This window comes from Micromonospora sp. 4G55, assembly GCF_016803375.1.
In genome coordinates, this window is the sequence record NZ_JAEVHN010000002.1 from 1 (window position 1) to 18,941 (window position 18,941).

The following is an 18,941-nucleotide window of genomic DNA, read 5'->3' on the forward strand; positions in this document are numbered from 1 at the left end:
GAACGGACGGTCCTGGCTGCGGGGTCCGCGGCCGACCTCGGCGGAGGCGCCTTCGGCGGTACCGGTCGGACGACCGCACGAGAGTCCGGGGCCGTCCCGGCGGGGGCCGCCTCGGCGGGCCCGGTAGCGGGCGGAGCAGGGCTCCGAGCCGCACTGCTGGGACGGGTCGACCGCGACGGTTCCGGACGCTCGTCCTCGGCGTCCGGTGCCCGCAGGCGCCGTCGCGCACCCTCGAGGGCGGCCCGTACCCGGGCGACCAGGTCGGCCGCGGTGAAGGGCTTGACCACGTAGTCGTCGGCACCGAGGTCGAGACCCTCGACGGCGGCGTCCGCGCCGGCGCGGGCGGAGAGCACCACCACCGGCAGCGCCCGGGTGTCCGGCTGTCCCCGCAGGGTGCGCACCAGGGCGAAGCCGTCGACCTCGGGCATCATCACGTCGGTCAGCACCAGGTCCGGCGGGTCCCGCCGGATCGCGTCGAGGGCCTGCCGACCGTCGCCGATCGTGTCCACCCGCCAGCCCTGCGCGGTCAGCAACCGGGCCAGGTACGCGCGCATGTCGGCGTTGTCGTCGGCCACCAGGATCCGCACGCCCCGCCCGGCGTCGGGCAGCGTCCCGGGCGACCCTTCCTCGCCCGGCTCGGGCGAGACGGGGTCGACCAGCCAACCGCTCGCCTCCTGCGCCACGGCGCGGGCCGTGTCACCGAGGTCGCTCGCCGCCACGGTGTCGTCCGTGCCGCGGCGCAGCGCCGACCAGGGCAGCGCGACGGTGAAGGTGCTGCCGCGCCCGACCTGGCTGTCCACCCGTACGTCGCCGCCCTCGAGCCGGGCCAGCTCGCCGACCAGGGCCAGCCCGATGCCGGTGCCCTCGTGGCTGCGGGAGCGGGCCCCGTCCAGCCGGTGGAAGCGCTCGAAGAGCCGGGGCATCTCCTCCTCGGCGATGCCGATGCCGGTGTCGGCGACGGTCAGCCGCAGCTCCGTGGGGTGGGCGTGCAGCCCGACGCTGATCCGCCCCACGAACGTGTGCTTCAGCGCGTTGGACAGCAGGTTGGTGACGATGCGCTCCCAGTTGGCCGGGTCGAGCGTCACCGGCCGGGGCAGCGGCGGGCAGTCCACCTCCAAGCGCAGCCCGGCGCGTTCCACCGCCGAGCGGAACACGCCGGCCAGCTCGGCGGTCAGCTCCGGCAGGTCCACCTGTCGCGCCCGGCTGCGGGCGCGCCCGGCCTCCAGGCTGGAGAAGGTCAGCAGGCTGTTGACGAGGGTGAGCAGCCGGGTGGCGTTGCGCCGGGCGGTGTCCACCCGTTCCCGCTGTTCCGGTGGCAGCGGGTGCCGCTCGTCGGCGAGGGCGTCGGTCAGCGGGCCGAGCATCAGCGTCAGCGGGGTACGGAACTCGTGGCTGACGTTGGTGAAGAAGCTGGTCTTGACGCGATCGAGTTCGGCCAGGGCCTCGGCCCGGCGACGTTCCTCCTCGTACGCCCGGGCGTTGCGCACCGCGACGGCCACCTGCTGCGCCAGCAGGTGGAAGAACGACCGGTACGCCTCGTCCAGGGCGCGGCTGGGGCTGACCCCGGCCACCAGCACCCCGAGGGGCTGATCGGCCTCCGCGGAGGGCAGCGGCAGCGCCACGGCGGTGGCCGTCGGCTCGTCGAACGCCCCGGCCGGCAGCATCATCCGCTGGGCGACCCCGTGGACCTCGGTGGTCGCTCCCCCGCCGGCGGCCCACAGCCCCCAGGCCGGGTCGCCGTCGACCACGACGTCGGGCAGCACCGCCGCCACCGGACCGTCACCGGTGCAGGCCACCCGGCGCAGTTCCGTACCCTCCCGCAGGTAGATCGCGGCGAACGGTACGTCCAGCCGGTGCCCGCCGATCGCCTCGACCAGCCGGGCGCAGGTGCTGGCGACGTCCACCGTGCGCCCGTCGCCGCGCACCGAGAGGTCCCGCAGCAGTCCCAGCCGCCGTTCCCCGACCACCTGCTCGGTGACCTCGCTGCACACCGTGAACACGCCGACGGTACGGCCGTCGTCGTCGCGGGCCGGGGCGTGGGAGACGCTGAAGTAGGCCTCCTCCCGGTAGCCGGACCGGTCGAGGAGCAGCTGGAGGGCGGGCACCCAGCTGGCCACGCCCGTCGCCATCGCATCGTGGATCAGCGGCGCGAGCACGTCCCAGCCCTCGGCCAGCGTGGTCCGGACGTCGTCCCCGAGCGCCCCCGGATGCTTGTCGCCGATCAGGGCCGAGTAGGCGTCGTTGTACAGCTGGGTGAACTGTTCGCCCCAGAGCAGCAGCATCGGGTACCGGGAGGACAGGACGATCCGCACGGCGGCGCGCAGGCTCTGCGGCCAGGACTGGACGGGGCCGAGCGGGGTGGCCGCCCAGTCGAGCCGGGCCATCAGCCGCCCGGTGGCGCTGCCGCCGCCGAACAGCTCCTCGGTGGGGCTGGTCACGTTCGAGTACACCTCATCGCCGTGCCCGTACCCCGTCGCCGGGTCCGCCGAACCTCGGTGCCCGGGACGAGGGTCGTGCGTCCGGTCGGAGCGCGGCGCCCGAGGTCAGACAGCGCACCGCCGGGCCGGTCGCCGCCAACCGCCAGCCGCCCCGCTCCGGCATCCACGCCCCCTCGATCGCCCGACCCTGATGCCACCGCCGAGCAGGGGAAATGACCCCCGGACCGGAGCAGGGCCCCAGGCTAACCGCCGGCCCGGGTCCCCGGCGAGCGGGCGACCGGGTGTCGCGACAGCGGCTGGGGGACGCGGGCGCGGTCCGGGTGGCCGAGTGACGAAAGCCACTTCCTCGGGTGCTCGACCGGGTCCGGTGGCGGGGGGGTGAGCCGACCCGCCCGCCACGGCGGCACCTGTCGTACCCGGCTGCGATGCTCCCGCGGTGGAGATGACACTGCAGGTGACGATCGACTGCGCCGACCCCCGCCGGATGGTGGCGTTCTGGGCCGAGGCGCTGGGCTACGTGCCGGAGCCACCGCCGGGCGGCCACCGCACCTGGCGGGACTTCTGGGCGGCGACGGGCGTGCCGGCGGAGGAACTGCCCGAGGGCGCCGGTGACACCCCGGAGTCGGTCGTCGATCCGACCGGCCGGGGGCCACGCATCTGGTTCCAGCGGATGCCCGAGCCCAAGGTGACCAAGAACCGGGTCCACCTCGATCTCAAGGTCGGCGGCGGCCGCACGGTCGACCTGAAGCTGCGCACCGAGCGGGTCGACGCGGTGGTCGACCGGGCCGTCCCGGCGGGCGCCACGATCCTGCGGACGATGGACGAGCCGGCGATGGACTACTACGCCGTGGTCCTGGCCGACCCCGAGGGCAACGAGTTCTGCGTCGTCTGACGGGTGTCGCGGCGGGAGGGTGGCCGGCCCGCCACCGTCGCGGCCCGTCCGCGTGCCCGATGCGCGGGAAGCGGTTGCTGCCCCGGTGCGGGGCCGGCGCAGCCCTGCGGAGCACCTCCGCGCGGCCGCGTCCGCGGCTACGGTCACGCCGCATGCCGAGATCGAGGATCGACGGCGGAAGACCATTGCTCTGCCGACTGAGCTACCGACGGCAACGCCGGAGGGGATTCGAACCCCCGACCCATGGATTAGGAAACCGATGCTCTATCCCCTGAGCTACGAGGGCGCGATGGCCCAGCGTACCTGCCAGCGGATAGCCACGAGTGCCCAGGAGTGCCCGCCCGTGCTCACAGCTGGCAGCCGCCGTTGCTCCGACCGGTGGAGCACACACCGAGCATCTGATCATCGCCTGGCAACGCCTGGTACCCACCGCTGCCCGACAATGACCAGAGCTACCCAGGCCTGCCCATGACTCACCGAGCACGTTCCGAGCGCTACCACCAGTTCCGCTCGGTCAGGCGGCGGGAACGCGACAGGCTGCCGGCCCGTGCGGCGAAACGCGTCAACAGCCAGTCACGCCGGCGTCTTAGCCATCGAGCGCGTGTTGGCGCCACTCCTGACTGGGCGGGTCGAACTCCAGACCGTTCTCGTCCAGGGCGTTGTAGACCGTCAGCTGTCCCTCGGTGAAGGTGAAGCCGACAGCGACACTGCCGTCTGCCATCGTGCCGCCGATCCACTCCAGTAGTTCGGCGTGGTCGAGCTGCTGCCCGTGAAGCGCAGCCAGCTCTGGTAGGGGATCGGCACGCCAGGCAAGCGAGAAGCCATCGGAGGTTGGCCAGACAACCGGCTGAGCAAGGTCGATACTGCTGAAGGTGACAGAGAGATCGTCGGTCTTCTGATGGTTGACCTCGACCTGATCGTCGTCGAAGGCGAGGACCACTGGACAGTCGGGGAACCACTCGTCAGCGTCGAGGTCCCAGACCAGCCAGACGTGATGCAGGGTCTGACCGGCTAGGGCAGCCAAGCGGCGACCGTGTGCCGCGGCGATCGCACTACGGGCTTGCACCCACTGCGGCCGGTAGCCGGAGATACCGAAGTCGAACACGGGGTGATTGTGCCGCCGGAGCCTGTGTCCGGGCACGTGACTTTGCACTGCCCCTCAAGGGCTGTTGCTCCCAATCTCGGCAGGTGACACCCAGCGTCTGGGACACGTACATGTGCCCCGCCGCCCGGCACGCCGCCGACTGCCGGGGCGGCCACGGCCGGTTCAGCTCCTAGACGGCGGCGGTGAGGGCCTGCACCTGGCTGGTCAGCTCCGCCAGCCGGCTGGCCATCGCCCGCATGTCGCCGGCGACGTTGTCCCGCACCCGTTGCTCCGCCTGACCGACGGACCACACCACCGTCCAGCCCACCCCGCCGATGACGAGGAACGCCGCCAGGGTCGCGTCGGCGCACGCCGCTTCCGCTGCCGAGTGGATGCCAGCCGGACAACTCCGGTGGCGAGTGAGATGATTCGGCGGCCGACCTGACTGCGTACAGCGAGTAGCGCCCCCGCTGCCGCGCAGCGTTGCTGCTGGCCGGTACGTTGCCGCCCATGACCCGCACCCTTCACCTCGCCGCCGCCCTGCTCCTGGCTGCCACCGGGCTCGCCGGCTGCGCCAGCGACGAAGAGCCCGCCGCCGCCCCGTCACCCACGCCGGCAGCGGCCACCAGCGCGGCACCCACCGCCACCGCGGTGGCCACGACGTCGCCGAGCCCCACCGCCGCCGGCGACACCCCGCTAGCCCTCGGCAAGAGCCGCCCGTCGCCCGACGGAGCGGTCGTCTCGACCGTCTTCGCCTATAAGCAGCCCGTCGCCCGATCAGCGCCCCGCCCCGACGAGCAGCCCAACTTCGAGTGGGGTGCCGCCGACATCAAGGTGTGCGTAAACAAGGGCTACATCGAGAACCAGATCGTCGTCAGCAACTCGTCGTGGGCGCTGACGTACGCCGATGACACCCAGATCGAAGCGTCGAGCACCGGCTACGACTCGTTCCCGAAGCCGGAGTACCCGTGGGGTGAAAAGGCGCTCGCGCCGGGCCGGTGCGTGCGCGGCTGGATCACCTTCCCGGTGCCGGCGAGGAAGCGGCCGGTCTTCGTGGAGTACGCGGCCGACAGCGAGCCGGTACCGCCACGGTGGGCGGTGAAGTAGCCCTGACAGCAGGAAGCGCCCCCGCCTGGCCGGAGCCGAGCGGGGGCGCTGCACGTTGGCGGTGCCTGACCGGGACGTCACCGGCAGCACCGCGCCGACCATCCTACCGCGGATCACCTCCCCGGCAGGGCGCGGACGCCTGACCGATCGGCGGGCAGCACGCGTTGCCGCAGGTCGGTACGGTGCCGCCCATGACCCGCACCCTCCACCTCGCCGCCGCCCTGCTCCTGGCCACCGCCACTCTGGCCGGCTGCTCCGACGACGCTGAGCCCGCCGCCGCACCCACCACTTCGAACACCAGCGCCGCCCCGTCCAGCGCGGCGCACGTTCCCACGACCGCCTCCCCCACGCCCAGCGCCCCCCGGCCCCCAGCGGACGGCGGTTCCTACGACAGCCCGCTGGTCCTGGTCGAAGCCCTCGGCAAGGGCGGCATCACCTGCACCGGCTACTCGGCCATCGCGCAGCCGAGAGGGGCCCTCGCCCGCGGCAACTGCTACGTAGGCGGCGAGGAGTACACCGTCGGCATCTACAAGTCGCCGGCGCAGGCCCGGCAGCAGCCGAACACCATGGCGGAGCTGCTCGAAGGCGTGTCGGACGTCAACCTGGTGCTGGGACGCAACTGGACGGTGGGATGCCCGGACCAGCCGTCCTGCCAGCAGGTCGCTGCGGTGCTTGGCGGCGAGGTGTTCCACGAACCGGCGTGACCCGGACAGCACGAAAGCGGCCCCCTCGCCCGAAGGCAAGGGGGCCGCAGTCTGTGCAGCGGAAAGGTTCTACCGGCGGAGCAGCTTGCCGCGGCCACGAGCCCGCGCGGCGTAGGGGAGGGCACGCCGGCTGCGTCGGCGAGCTGGCGGCGGTCGCGGGGTTGCGGTTACTGCTGCCTCCGGCGGGGGCGCTCCGGCTCCAGGATGGCCGGGGCTCCGTCGGCGGGTCGCGGTTCGTGGGTGGTTGCGGTAGGCCATCCCGCCTGCCATCGACCCGGACGAGCCGAGCAGACCACCGCCCGGCCCGCCATCGTCCGTACGAGCCGTCAAGGTCCGCTTGACGTGGCGAGCCGGGCGGCGGCCGGCTCCCCGGTGGGCGGGTCGACGGCATACAGTGAGGATGGTGGGGTGGGTCGCCGGGTTGGTCTGACTCACCGGCAGACCGACGGTTGCTGTCCTCATCCCCGATTCGTCGGCCAGCTCGGTGGCTCCGCGATCTGCATGTCACCGGTCAGAATTCACCTCCGAGAACATCAAGGTGGCACCCGCCAGGCCCCGGCCTACTGGCGACCTCCGGCCAGTAGCAAATCAGGAAGACTCGCCGAACAACTCTTCGGTGAACGCTTGGTCGGTCAGCTGGCTGGCGCTGGAGAGTCTCTCGCCCAACTCGTCAACATGAGCTACCTCGGAAAGAATCTCAGCATTCAAGAGCCAGTACATGTTGCCATCGCGCTCAAGTTCTCCACTAACGGCGAGAATGAGATCCCCATCGTGGGCGTTAACAGCGCGATGGTAATTCTCAGCGTCGCGCAATCGAACTCGGACCTTCCGAACCGCGCCCGAGATGCTGTCTAGCCCGAAGACGCCAGGGCCGCCAAGATGCTTCTTCGTTAGGAGATGGACTCGGCCAATTACTGTTTGCCGCACCGTTGGTTCGCTCTCCGCGGCTAGGTGGGTTGCCGCCCGCGCGAGCGCCTGGCCGTCTTCGCGAGTAAAGACGAAATGACTATCGGCGATTTCGCCGAAGAGATCGGCACCTGAATCCCATGTGATTGTGATGTTCCCGCCGTCTCCATCGCGTGCTAGGCTCTCGAGCGCTGAAGACAGCTCGAAAGATACTCCTCTACCGACGCCAGCATCGAAGCCGCTTAGTGATGAGGTGCTTCGGTAGTGCTCTACGGCTTCAGCAGTTGCTTCTAGCGCGGAAGCGAAGTGCAGAGTGATGTCCCTGCCTTGGGCTATCCTGCCGGACGTGCTCGAGCCCGACGTGATAGGGATGGCGGCATCTGTTGGCGCATAAGCCGTCACGATGTAGCTGCCAACTCCTGTTTGCCCCATCAGGATGGAGTCTAGGAACCTGTTGGAGAACTGGCCGAACCGGTTACTGTACCGACGTAATCTTTCTACGTACGACTTCGCTCCTGCAACTAGAGCCAGTCGGGCAGCACCAAATAGTTCCTCTCCCTGCTTCCATGGGATTGTTCCGGGGGGAGCGTCAGTCTCCTTACGGAACTGGAACTGGTCCGCTGTATCCACGATTATTCTCGGTTGGATGACCCGTCGCCATAGGTCGCCAGCATCGGTATTGCTTACTTCCCGGACTGCTGCGGACATCATCTGGGGGAACTCTGGAGCGCCGCGATCAAGCGGGATAATCAGAGAACCTCGAAAACCGCTGGGATCATTTAAGCCCGGTGGAGCGAAGCGCTTATATTGCCCGCGACGGGCTCCAACAAGTTTCCAGCCAGCTTCTTCAAGTAGCAGTGTGAACCGGTCTGGGTCGATTCGCTCAGGTGAGGGGAGAGTGCCGGGGTTTGTCACAGGTCCTCCCCTCTTTCGAGTTTATCCATCATACCGCCGAGCACTTCCGCGTTGAAGACGTTCGCTGTCCGAATCTTCACGCTTGGCGACTTAATGCTCGCGTCAACCTGATGCCCTTCAGGTTGACCCAGTAGCAGCAGTGCTCAAGCCTCAGGAACTCATGGCTTGGGGTAGTCCAGCTCGCCTGACGCGGTGGTGAGGCCATCACGAGGCAGACACCCTGCACGCCTCGGCGGGGGAAGGCCAGTGCATCGAAGTACTTGCGTTGCTTGAACTGGTAGCTGAAGGTACCGCTGTTCGGGTCAGGCTTGAGTGTGGTCGTGTTCTTGAGTTGGACAGCTAGCGGAACCTCCTCGCCGACCCCGATTTGTAACGGAGGGCGAATCAACCAGGCATCAAAGCCCCAGACGTCACGGTCGACAGGCTCCATCGTGCATCCCGCTGTAGCGGCGACCGCCGCAACGTAAGCCATCTGTAGTTGCTCAAGCAGCGTGGTGAAGGTTCGAGCGTCGACCGGCTCGATGCGCTGGGTGGGCATGTGTAACGCAGCAGGCTCGTGCGTCAGACCGGCAGGCCCCGTGGCGAGCGGCGTGGGAATATCGCCTACCTCAGCCAAGGAACACCATCCACAGCCCCGTCGATGACTACGTTCCGCCTAGGCTAGATCACTCTCACGTAAGTTAGAAGCTTTCGCGGGTTGTGCCGCGTGGCGTCCGACCTTTGATCTGATCTGTGTAAGGCAGGGGTCGGCGGCGTGCCCGCTTCGTGGCCGACCGCGACCAGGCTCCCCCAGCCGGGGTCGGAGCCTCGTCCCGACCTGGTTGCCGAACAGCACAGAAGTACAGCAACGCACCCAACGGCTGGAGCTTCAGCCCGGCCGATCAGGGTTTGTGACCTGCTCACCCAGCCGTCAGCTACCGCCTCGCCGGCAATCGATAGGTCCAGGCCGGGTAGGTATGCCTACTCGCTGAACAATCGCGAAGCAGCGAGGAAGCATCGAACGCGTCGCTCTCGGGCGACACGCGACGGCAGCAGACGGGGCGCTGGCCGAGCTGAGCGGTACAGGCTGACAGCCCATGGCAGTAGACGATGGGCCGCCACCGCGTCCCCCGACGGGGGTCGGAAACCAGCGGGCCGGCGCTTTGAGTAGCCACGCGAGTAGCCAAGGCGGTGCACCCGGACGGACAATCCCCTACGTCGGCGGAACCGTTGAGCAGCGCCGCGCCACGCCGACCGCCCTCTGCCTGCTCCTGGCAGTGTGGGGCACAGGGGGCACAAGAGGTCGTCAAACGTCGTCAACCAGCGCTCAGCTACGGCAACCTCGTCAGCAGGTGTCGAGCGGTATTCCCGCTGGTTGACGGACAGCGGCTCTAGGTTCCGCTTCAACGTCTGACATTCGGCGCTTCAGTCCCGCTCCCAGTCCGGGTCGTCCACGGTCAACGTCTGCGGGATGGTGTCTGCCAGGTGTCGGGGCCATCGATCCGCCACGAGCGGACACAGCAACCGCAGCCGCCCTCCGATATCGAGGTCACGGCGTAGCGGTGGCGCTCGACCCACGCCTCGGCCTCAGCAACTTCGGTAGGACTATCCGACCGAGCCATCATGCTGAAACGTGCCACGGAATCACCGTAGCGGGACCGGTGCGGGAGTTCCGCGCGTCGTCGAGGAGGGCCAGGTCCAGCGGTCGGACATCTACAGCTGACATCAACAGTCGCGGACGGCGAGAGACGGACGCGCAAGTACGGCGGCGACGAGCAGGCTGTGGCGACCGACGGCGGACGCTACGACCCGTGTCGGAAGCGCCTTGTAAGCGAGAGGTCAGCCGGGCCAGGGCTGGCGGGACAGGCTTCCAACCCCGTCAGGTGAACCCGGTCGGCCTCGGAACGCAGAGGTCGTCCCCTGGCGGGTTTCCCTTCTAGACTGCGACGGTGATTCGGTCCGGTCGTGCGCTGTTGCCCCGCTACTGGCGTGACACGAACAGCACCACCAGCACGTATGAGGCCGGGTCCGCGTTGGCTCAAGGCCATGCTGGTATCGCCGGTCTTGTCCCGATGGCGGAGGCTGCGCCCACCGTTGCAGCGTGTTCCTCGCCCCGCCGGGTGCGGGAAAGTCGACGGAGCTGGAGAACCTCGTCCGTTCCCTAGGTGATGGGGCGGCGTTGGTCTCGCTCGGCAGTTCCGACAGTGAGGACCGGCTGGTCGGCAGGATCAGTCGGGCGGTTAACCGGATCGTGGGCGGCCCGGGTGCACTGCTTGCGCTCGACAGCCTTGACGAGTGCTCGCTGACCACGACGGCGCTGGCCGGACTGATCGAGGAGGTGGCGGCCGATCTGCCTTCGGGTGCGCGGCTTGCGCTCGCTTGCAGGACCGCCGCCTGGCTGCCGGGCGTCGAGCGTGTCCTACGGCAGTCGTTCTCCGACGTCGCGATCTTCGATCTGGCACCGTTGGCCGAGGATGACGTCGCCGCATACGCGCGCTCGGCCGGTGTCGACGAAGCCGCCTTCATCGGAGCCCTCCGAAAAGCCAACGCAATGGCGCTCGCCGCCAGTCCAAAGACGCTCGAACTCCTGGTCGACCAATACCTGTCGGGCGACCTGGCGATACCGGGCACCCAACGAGACCTGTTTGAACGTACCTGTCGCCGCCTGGTGACGGAGCCCAATCCGCTGCGGCGTCGGCCGTTGGCAGAGTCGGATGTGCCGGGGCTGGTGGATGCTGCTGGCCGGCTCGCCGTGCTCAGCCTGTTCACCGCAAGGGCGTCGTTCGCGCTCTCCGCCGAGCCTGCATCGGACTGCCTCACCGCCGAGGACTGCGAGGAGCCGGGATACTCCGAAGTCCTCAGAACGGCTCTTTTCGAGAGCGCGGGCGAGGATCGGCTGCGGTTCATGCACCAGACGATCGTGGAGTTCCTCGCGGCGCGTTACTTGGTCGGCTTGGGCCTGTCGCCGGTGCAATTGGATGCCCTCCTGCGCGGGCGGGGTGGTCGCCTGGCGCCACAGGTGCAAGCGGTGGCCGCCTGGCTAATCGCGTTGGATCCGTCCCGCTTCGCCGGGCTGTTAGATGACGACCCGGTCTCCTTCCTGCGCAGCAGCGTCGAGCTGACCGATCCGGTCTACCGACGGAACCTGGTCGAGCGACTGCTGGAGCTCGCCCAGCGGTTCGAGTTGCCGAACTTCTTCTTCGGCACGAGACTCGACGGGCTGGCGTACGACGGCGTCGTCGATCGGCTGCGCGATGTGCTCATCGACCCCGCAGCCAATGCGGACGTCGAGTACCTTGCGATCGGCATCGCGGTGAGCAACCGGCTGACCAGCCTCGCCGGCACGTTGGTCGAGTTGGCCCTCGATGATCGTCGGTCGGTGCCGACCCGGACGGGTGCCGGCCGGGCCGCTCTCGACCTGGCCGACGCGGCGACGACCCGCCCACTTGCCGTGCTGGCCGACCCTGAAACGGCACCTGCCGACCGGGAGGACCAACTGTTCGGCGTCGGCCTGCGCGCGCTGCTGCACGGCGGTCTGTCTCCGACGGCCCTGCTCTCTCGGCTGAGGCCGCCCGAAAATCCCGACTTCTTCGGCAGCTATCGGTCGCTGCTGACAATGGAGCTGCCCAGTAGGTTCGGGGCATCTGCGCTGTCTGTCGACGAGGCCCGCGATGCCCTCGCCTGGGTGGCCGACCTGGAGTCCTCGGCGAATCCATTGGCTGGTCCGGCCGAGAAGCTGTGTGACGCGGTTCTGCTCGCCGGGCTGCGCCGGCTCGACAGCGTCGCCGTTCGGACCGAGGTTGTGCGGCTGATCCGCATCCGGCTCGAGACCCGGAATGAGTTGTTCCGCGAGCGAAGATCCACCTTGCCGGAGCTCCCCGACCAGGTCCGCCGGGAACTGCTGCTAGCCCTGAGGCATGAGCTGACGGATACCGAGCTGGCCTGGGACCTCCAGGACAGCGGTCTCGTGGGGCCCGGAGAGCTCGTCTGGCTGCTCGATCGGGCCTCGGCCGCCGCAACTGACGAAGAGGCACAGCGATGGTCGCCGTGGCTATCGCTGGCCTACGACCGGACCCGCCCGGACCATCAGGCCGCGCTCCGGGCGGTGCCCGAGGCGTCGCCGCTGTACCGGCAGACTGTGCAATCTCTGCTGCAGCCCCCGGCGCCGAGACGCCGTAGCAATGTTGAACGGGTGTCACTCCCGATAGCGGACGAGATTAGGCACCGGCTGGTCGAGAGCCTGACGCTCGACGCGTCGGAGGCTTTCCCCGCCTTCTCTCGATATGTCGAGTTTAGGGCCGGTAACCGGCTCCCCCACGATTCGCTGAATCCGAGGATCACCAGTCTGCCGGGCTGGGCGCTGCTCAACGAGGATCAGTGGCAGCTCGCGGTGTCGGCCGCCCAGCGCTACCTGCCGGTGGCGACCGACAACGGCGAAGACCTGCTAGGCGTGGACAAGTACCGCCCGAGCGTGGTCGCCGTCGTGCGGGCGCTAGTACTGCTTGCCCAGTACGACATCGTTCCCGACTTGGAGCAGGACCGGTGGCGGTTCCTGGCCCCGGCCATTGTCCAAAGCCTCTTCGGATCCTCGAACGATTCAGCGGTCATCCGGGCGCTGCGTTGGGTCTCCGAGAAGGCAGCGGATGCCATGCTCGCCGCTGCCGAGAAGGAGATGCGCGGCCAGCCGGAGCATAGCGAGTTCACGCTGCGAGATATCGCCCCGGTTCTGACCCCAGCGATGGTCCCCTGGCTGGTGCGACTCATCGATGATGAGACGGTTGATGGCGGCGCAGCCTTCGAGCGGCTGCTCGGCCTTGATGAGCAGGCAGCGCTAGCCATGGTGCGCACGGCGGTAGCGAACCGGACGGAACTGCTGCGGAGGCTCGCGGTGATCACCGTTGCGCGAACCGGCTCCGCGGGCTGGGCGCTGGTCCGCGAGCCGCTCATGTCCGATTCCGCGCTGGCCGAATACGTCGTCGGTGAGCTGGCGGATGGCCGCGAGTTCCAGGCCACCACTCTGAATGAGGCCGACGTGGTGGAGCTATGGGAGCTGACGCAGCGGCGGTTCCCACCCGATGAGGACCCGGTCGTGTACGGGGCGCACTGGGTTGGCCGCCGGGAAACCATAGGCAACTTCCGCGACCGGCTGCTGCCCGCACTCGCTGAGCGGGGAACCATCGCCGCGGTGGTCTGCCTGCGCCGCCTCGCCGACAGCCGCCCCGATAACCCCGGACTCAAGCGACTCACCGCCCAGGCCCGGGCCGCCCTCGGTCGAGCCGACTGGTCGCCCCTACTCCCGCCCGAGGTCGTCGAGGTCCTGTCCAGCGCCCGGCGCGTGATGCGCAACGACGAGGATCTACTACACGCCGTGCTCGAAGGGATCGACCAGACGCAGCTGCGATTGCAAGGCGCGACGCCTGCTGCGACCTTTCTTTGGAACCACGGCCCCTCGTGTACGCCAAAGACCGAGGACGAGATATCTGACTACCTCAACGCTGAGATAGAGCGTTCGGTGCCCGGAATCGTCGTAAACCGCGAGGTACAGGTGACTCGCTTGCGCACATCCGGGATCGGTCAGCGGGTGGACCTGCTCGTGCAGGCTCTCGCCCCGGCGGACAGCGACCGGGTCCTACGGGTGGTGATTGAGGTCAAGGGCAATTGGAACGATGAGATCAAGGACGCCCTGGAGAGCCAGCTGGTGGAGCGGTACCTGGCCAAGTGGACCGGTGCCACGGGGATTTTCCTTGTCGCCTGGTTCGATCCGGCGCACGGGGCCAAGCCCGGCACCTGGCGCCGCGACCCCATCCGGGGCAAGCAGGCGGCGTTGGCAGCGAACCTGGCCGACCGTGCAGCGCGAGCTACGGCGGAAAGCGGGCACATAGTCCGGGCCGTCGTCCTGGACTGTTCCACGGCGGTCAGGTGCGCCGATCGGTCATGACCAGGTCAGGGCTGGCGTCTTTTCAGTGACCAGCCTGGACGTAAGGGGTCCATCGGCGGCAGAGCTACGACAGCCGCTACCTCCACCGACAGTAGTCGCAGGACGTCCGGGGCGGAGCGGGAGAGGCAGCACAAAGGCAGCGAGACGAGCAGCGGCGGACGGCAGGGGACGACACGGGACGGCAGAGGGGCCTTGCTTGGCGGTGCAAGACGACACCGGACGACAACGAACGATGCCGGGTACCCGCGTTCGGGACGAAGAGGCCATTTCCTTCGTGATGGGCCGGCATCGCAGTCATCGTCGCCGCTGAGGAGGCGCACAGGACCTTCCACAGCCCCGCTCGGTCAAGCCTGCGGACGCCGGGTGCTGCGCTGCCCAACGATGCGGCTTGGGCGTGCTGAGGCATCTCGTCTGATCCGTGACGCGCCTCGGGTAGCCCATCGCCGTTACCGTACTTGTTCGTGAAGACGTCCTTACTGACCTCCGAAGCACCCAAGGTCACCGACTGGATACAGGCATGGGGCACGATCGGCGGCGCCGTCTTCGGTGCGCTCGCCGTGCTGGCTGCGGCCCTCCTGCTGCGCCACGAGGCGCGATCGCGGAGCGACGAACGGCGCGATACTGAGGCACGTCAAGCAAGACTGATCTTTGTCCGGCTCGGACTCGGTGGGGGCAATCATAGGACCGGCATGACCTCAGTCACCTATGAGATCAAGAATTACAGCGACGGCCCGATCTTTGGGCTCTCGATGACGCTGACTCGGAGCGACCGGGAGGATGACTGCTTCTCCGATCCTGTCAATGACATTGATCCGGGGAGTGTCATGAAAGGGAAATGGAAGCTAGACCCGCCAGTGGCATGGGAGGACGGCGAGTCAGCCCCGCCGCTGGGGTGGATCAGTAGCCACATCGAGTTCATGGACTCGGCCGGCGTCGTCTGGGGTCGGGAAGACCGTGAGCCTCCAGTGCGTCACATCTGGCCGCGTGAGCCGGGGTTGGTGGGACGCTACCGGGCACGCCGAGTGCTTCGAGAACAGCGCAGGCAACTGGATACTCGCCTCTATGGCCCGTGAAATCGCTTCAGCGAGACCCTCCGGCAACACCGCGAGCAGCCAACCGAGCAGCCAAACCAGCGAGCAGCAGCGGACTGTCGGCTCCGCCTGAAAAGTTCCGCCGGCGTTGACACGGACGATCGCGGACCCGGACGCCACACGCGGCACGAGGACCAAGCGGTGATGCAGCAACCGGCCGCCGACTCGTAATGTGTAGGTCCCCCAAGGTAAGGGCGGCACTGTCGGCGGCCAGTGAAAGATCCCCATATGCGGCCATTTACCGCCCCGCTGGTGGCCAGGGTTCTCCCCGTGGACGGCCAGATACCTCCCCGCTGATCATGACGAGACGCTGGTCGGCGAGGGTCGGCGGCGTGAAACGCGGCAGGGAGATCGTGGAAATCTTGGAGGCATACGACCTCACGGGTAGTTACTGTGCGGCGGCCGAGCTGGCGGGGTGTGATCACCACATTGTGGCTCGGTATGTGAATTTGCGGGCCGAGGGGCGCAGCCCCGAGGAGCGGCTGCAGCGGGCTCGGCCGATCGACGAGTTCATGGACAAGATTGAGGAGTTGGTGGCCTGCTCGGGTGGCCGGGTCCGCGCCGATGTGGTGCACCGGCGGATCACCGCGATGGGCTTCGCCGGCGGGGAACGCACCACCCGCCGGACGGTCGCTGCGGTGAAGAAGTCCTGGCCGGCCGGTCAGCGGCGGGTGTTCCGGCCGTGGATTGTCAAGCCCCGGGTTTGATGGAGACTGGATTATCTGGTTTCCAGGGTTGCGGTGACCGGGTGGGTCATCGCGTGTAACGCCTCGTACTCGGCGGGCGGGACGTGCTCGAGTTCGCCGTGCAGGCGCCGGCTGTTGTACCAGTCGATGTATTCGACGGTGGCGACCTCCAGGTCGTCCAGCCCGCGCCAGGGTCCCTTGTTGCGCACGAGTTCGGGCCGCGCCCGCCCGACCCGTCGTGATCGACTCCGGTGCCTTGAACAGCGAGTTGAACGCCTCGGCCATCGCGTTGTCGTACGAGTCGCCGACCGAGCCGACCGACGCGACGCGCCGGCCTCGGCCAGCCGTTGGGTGTAGCGAATCGCACGATATTGGACTCCCCTGTCGGAGTGGTGGACCAGGCCGGTCAGGTCAGCGCCTGCGGCTCGCCGACGCCAGATCGCCATCTGCAGCGCATCCAGGGCCAGGTCCGTGTAGAGCGAGGTGGCCACCTGCCAGCCGACGATCATGCGGGAGAACACGTCCAGGATGAACGCCGCGTACACCCATCCCGCGCTCGTGCGCACGTAGGTCAGGTCCGCGACCCACAACTCGTTCGGGCCGGTCGCGGTGAAGTCACGGTCGACGAGGTCACCCGGGCGTGCGGTCTCGGGCGTGGTCCGCGTGGTCCGCGGCGACTTGTCCCGCAGCAGCCCTCGCAGACCGGACTCACGCATGAGCCGCTCGACCGTGCACCTCGCGATGGCCACACCCTGGCGGTTCAGCTCGTGCCACACCTTCCGGGCGCCGTAGACACCGTAGTTGTCCTCGTGCACCTGCTCGATCTTGACGATCAGCTCGCCGTCGCGGATCGTCCGGGCCGAGGCGGGGCGGGTCTTGGCGGCGTAGTAGGTCGACGGTGCGATCTGTGCCGGCGTGCCGTGCAGCGCCTGCAGGACCGGCTGGACACCGTGCTCCTCCGGCTGGGAGTCGACGAACCCGGCCTTCATCGCGACGGACGGTCCAGCTCCGCCGCAGAGAAAGACGCCGCGGACTTCAGAATCTGGTTCGCCCGCCGCAGCTCACGGTTCTCCCGCTCCAACTCGGCGAGCCTGGCCGCCTCCGGCGACGTCGTCCCCGCCCGGACCCCCTCATCGATCTCGGCCTGCTTCACCCACGTCCGCAACGCCTCCGGATGCACACCGAGCTGCCCCGCGATCCGCCTGATCGCCCCGACGCTCGACGCCGGATCCCGCCTCGCCTCGACCGCCAACCGCGTCGCGCGCTCACGCAACTCGTCCGGGTACTTCCGTGGTGCCGCCATGACAGTGAATCCTTCGGGTGTTCGATGTCTCCATCAAACCCGGGGCGGGACATAGCGCCGGGCGGGCACCCAGTGTTCGCCAATCTTCGTCATGTTCGTGCAGACGCGCCACGCGCTGACCACCTCATCGTCGGCGTTCACGCTGCCCCTGCGCGTTCATAGGGCCGTTGGTCTATCACATAGTGGATTACAACGACGTCAAGAGCGTGACGGCGGCGGTGACCTGCCGGCGGATGATCGTGTGGTGCGCGTCGTCTGTCGCGCGGCTATGGTGTCCGGCGGCGGCTTGGCTGAGGAACCAGTGGGCGGCCCAGATGCGGTGCCAGCCCAGTGCCCACCGGTCTGCGGGAAGCCCACCGCGACGACTCGCCACGCCTGCGTGGCCGCCAGCGCGAATGTAGGCATGGATGAGACGGTCCAGGTGCTGGGGTTGGGGAAGAGCACGGGTGCCGAACCAGGTGGCCAGATCCAGCAGGCCTGGGCCGTTGAATGCTTTGGCGAGATCGATGAGCCGGGTGCCCTTGGTGCCGACGTGCAGCGATGTCGGGTGAAGCTCGCCGTGGCATACGCCGAAGGGTGGTCGCTCGGCGCCGGCTGCTAGGGCCTTCGCGCACAGGGCGAGGCGCTGCAATGCTCGATTGATATCCCATGCGTTGAGGAAGCGACCCTGACGTTGCAACGCGGCGAGCGCGGCCAGCCCTCGTTCGGGCAAGCTCGTCAGTGCCTCCTCATCGAAGGTGTCGAGGTGGCCGAGGACGGGGGCGGCGTGAAGCAGTGCGGCCGTGGTTGCGGCGTCCTTCTCGGTCGCGGTCCGCACGGGTACGCCGAGGTCTTCCGTGAGCATGCCGAGCGTGTGGCCGCGTATAGCCCAGGCTTGTACTGCGACGACTGGGATGCCGCGTCCGGCGAGGTTGATCAGGATGTCCGCTTCGGTCATGAACGGCTTCACCGCGAACTTGAAGATCACGCTGGTGTCGGTGGTCAGGTGGAGTCGTTCGACTCCTGACAATTCCCATGTCCGGATGACTTCGGAGGTTCGCATCGTTGCGCCGGTCTGAAGCAGCAAACGCTCGCGGAGGACGTCGACAGAGGCTCGACTCCACCGGGTCCTGCTCATCGGGCCGCCTGCGGGCGTACGTTCGAGGTGGCCCGGTCGAGCAGATGAAGCACCCCTTCCAGGGCCGCTGACAGGCTCGCAGGGGTGTGAGGGCGACAGGCGTAGCTGTATGCCCGGAAGTATGGGAGCAGGGCGAGCAGCATCGGTCGCCCGGTAAAAAAGTCGGTGACTTCGCCGCTGGCGCGGGCGCGGCGTAGTAGCGAGGTTAGGGCGACGATCTTGTCGGCTGTTGAGGCGAGCACGACAGCGGCGTCCGCGACGATGATTGGCGGATTCGGCTGGTCGAGCGCCTGATGCTCCACGTGCAGCGCGGCGATGATCCGGGGCACTTCGGGGCCGTAATCCTCGGTCAGCGTCCGGTACAGGTTCTCCCTCGGCGGGGCAAAGTCGGGCACGTCGTGAAGAAGAGCTGCGGCGATCAGGGCTGGTTCTGGGGCGGCGACGTGGTCGCCGATGGTGACTGCGACACGGACTGCGTGTGCGAGGGCGGGCCGGTCGTCGATCGTGTGGCCGATGCACCAGCGTTGGGCGTCCCTCAATGCCCGGTCGACGAGTAGAGGACGGGGACGGGACAAGACGGTCATACCCGGATACCTCCCGGTTGTCGTAGCATCGACGCCGTGACAGGTCCACGGTCGGAGTGGTGTGAGCAGACCTGCGCGGTGTGCCCGGCTCAGGAACTGGGACCGGGCCAGTTCGACGTGATCGACCGACCCGGCCCCGAGTTCGCCTACAACAAGGACATCGGATGGCGCGTCGCGCGTCCGGCACCGCGGTGTGC

Annotated in this window: 11 protein-coding genes and 2 pseudogenes; 6 read left to right on the forward strand and 7 right to left on the reverse strand. The window is 68.3% G+C overall.

Annotated elements, in window-relative coordinates; genetic code table 11:
• Positions 1-2,438 (reverse strand): response regulator (locus tag JNW89_RS00300; protein WP_238447110.1); only part of this gene is annotated, 2,438 nt, incomplete at its 3' end.
• Between the two features lie 442 nt (positions 2,439-2,880).
• On the opposite strand from JNW89_RS00300, the gene JNW89_RS00305 reads away from it, so the two are divergent.
• Positions 2,881-3,330 carry a VOC family protein gene (locus JNW89_RS00305; protein WP_238447149.1) on the forward strand — a complete coding sequence of 150 codons (450 nt, stop codon included), beginning with the start codon at positions 2,881-2,883 and terminating at the stop codon, positions 3,328-3,330.
• Between the two features lie 586 nt (positions 3,331-3,916).
• On the opposite strand, the gene JNW89_RS00310 is transcribed toward JNW89_RS00305, so the two are convergent.
• Positions 3,917-4,435 (reverse strand): hypothetical protein, encoded by a 519-nt coding sequence (locus JNW89_RS00310; protein WP_238447111.1) that lies wholly within the window; start codon positions 4,433-4,435, stop codon positions 3,917-3,919.
• A gap of 489 nt (positions 4,436-4,924) precedes the next feature.
• Here JNW89_RS00310 and JNW89_RS00315 point away from each other — a divergent pair, with 489 nt between their 5' ends.
• Positions 4,925-5,521: a hypothetical protein gene (locus JNW89_RS00315; protein ID WP_238447112.1), complete on the forward strand. Its 597-nt coding sequence runs from the start codon at positions 4,925-4,927 to the stop codon at positions 5,519-5,521.
• A 191-nt stretch (positions 5,522-5,712) separates the two neighbouring features.
• Positions 5,713-6,225, forward strand: coding sequence for a hypothetical protein (locus JNW89_RS00320; protein ID WP_238447113.1), 513 nt, complete (start codon positions 5,713-5,715; stop codon positions 6,223-6,225).
• A gap of 588 nt (positions 6,226-6,813) precedes the next feature.
• On the opposite strand, the gene JNW89_RS00325 is transcribed toward JNW89_RS00320, so the two are convergent.
• Positions 6,814-8,046, reverse strand: a complete 1,233-nt coding sequence (locus JNW89_RS00325; RefSeq protein WP_238447114.1) for a hypothetical protein — start codon at positions 8,044-8,046, stop codon at positions 6,814-6,816.
• Between the two features lie 76 nt (positions 8,047-8,122).
• Positions 8,123-8,662: a DUF4365 domain-containing protein gene (locus JNW89_RS00330; RefSeq protein ID WP_238447115.1), complete on the reverse strand. Its 540-nt coding sequence runs from the start codon at positions 8,660-8,662 to the stop codon at positions 8,123-8,125.
• Positions 8,663-10,126: 1,464 nt separating this feature from the next.
• Here JNW89_RS00330 and JNW89_RS00335 point away from each other — a divergent pair.
• The 3 genes and pseudogenes from JNW89_RS00335 to JNW89_RS00345 all read left to right on the forward strand — a co-directional run.
• On the forward strand, positions 10,127-13,963 hold the full coding sequence (locus JNW89_RS00335) for a hypothetical protein (RefSeq protein ID WP_238447116.1): 3,837 nt from the start codon (positions 10,127-10,129) through the stop codon (positions 13,961-13,963).
• Between the two features lie 461 nt (positions 13,964-14,424).
• Positions 14,425-15,036, forward strand: a complete 612-nt coding sequence (locus JNW89_RS00340; protein ID WP_238447117.1) for a hypothetical protein — start codon at positions 14,425-14,427, stop codon at positions 15,034-15,036.
• A 350-nt stretch (positions 15,037-15,386) separates the two neighbouring features.
• Positions 15,387-15,752, forward strand: a pseudogene (locus JNW89_RS00345) (IS21 family transposase); the annotation flags it as partial.
• A gap of 20 nt (positions 15,753-15,772) precedes the next feature.
• On the opposite strand, the pseudogene JNW89_RS00350 reads toward JNW89_RS00345, so the two are convergent.
• From JNW89_RS00350 to JNW89_RS00360, 3 genes and pseudogenes are all read right to left on the reverse strand, one after another.
• A pseudogene (locus JNW89_RS00350) lies at positions 15,773-17,043 on the reverse strand (IS3 family transposase).
• 187 nt (positions 17,044-17,230) lie between these two features.
• Positions 17,231-18,109, reverse strand: a complete 879-nt coding sequence (locus JNW89_RS00355; protein ID WP_238447118.1) for a phosphotransferase — start codon at positions 18,107-18,109, stop codon at positions 17,231-17,233.
• Positions 18,110-18,156: 47 nt separating this feature from the next.
• Positions 18,157-18,744 (reverse strand): metal-dependent phosphohydrolase, encoded by a 588-nt coding sequence (locus JNW89_RS00360; protein ID WP_238447119.1) that lies wholly within the window; start codon positions 18,742-18,744, stop codon positions 18,157-18,159.
• Positions 18,745-18,941: the final 197 nt, after the last annotated feature.

What these genes read in the sequence shown, in the direction of transcription:
- JNW89_RS00305 (WP_238447149.1), top strand. Translation starts at nt 2,881, where the DNA reads ATGACACTGCAGGTGACGATCGACTGCGCCGACCCCCGCCGGATGGTG.
- JNW89_RS00320 (WP_238447113.1), top strand. Translation starts at nt 5,713, where the DNA reads ATGACCCGCACCCTCCACCTCGCCGCCGCCCTGCTCCTGGCCACCGCC.
- JNW89_RS00360 (WP_238447119.1), bottom strand. Translation starts at nt 18,744, where the DNA reads ATGACCGTCTTGTCCCGTCCCCGTCCTCTACTCGTCGACCGGGCATTG.
- JNW89_RS00315 (WP_238447112.1), top strand. Translation starts at nt 4,925, where the DNA reads ATGACCCGCACCCTTCACCTCGCCGCCGCCCTGCTCCTGGCTGCCACC.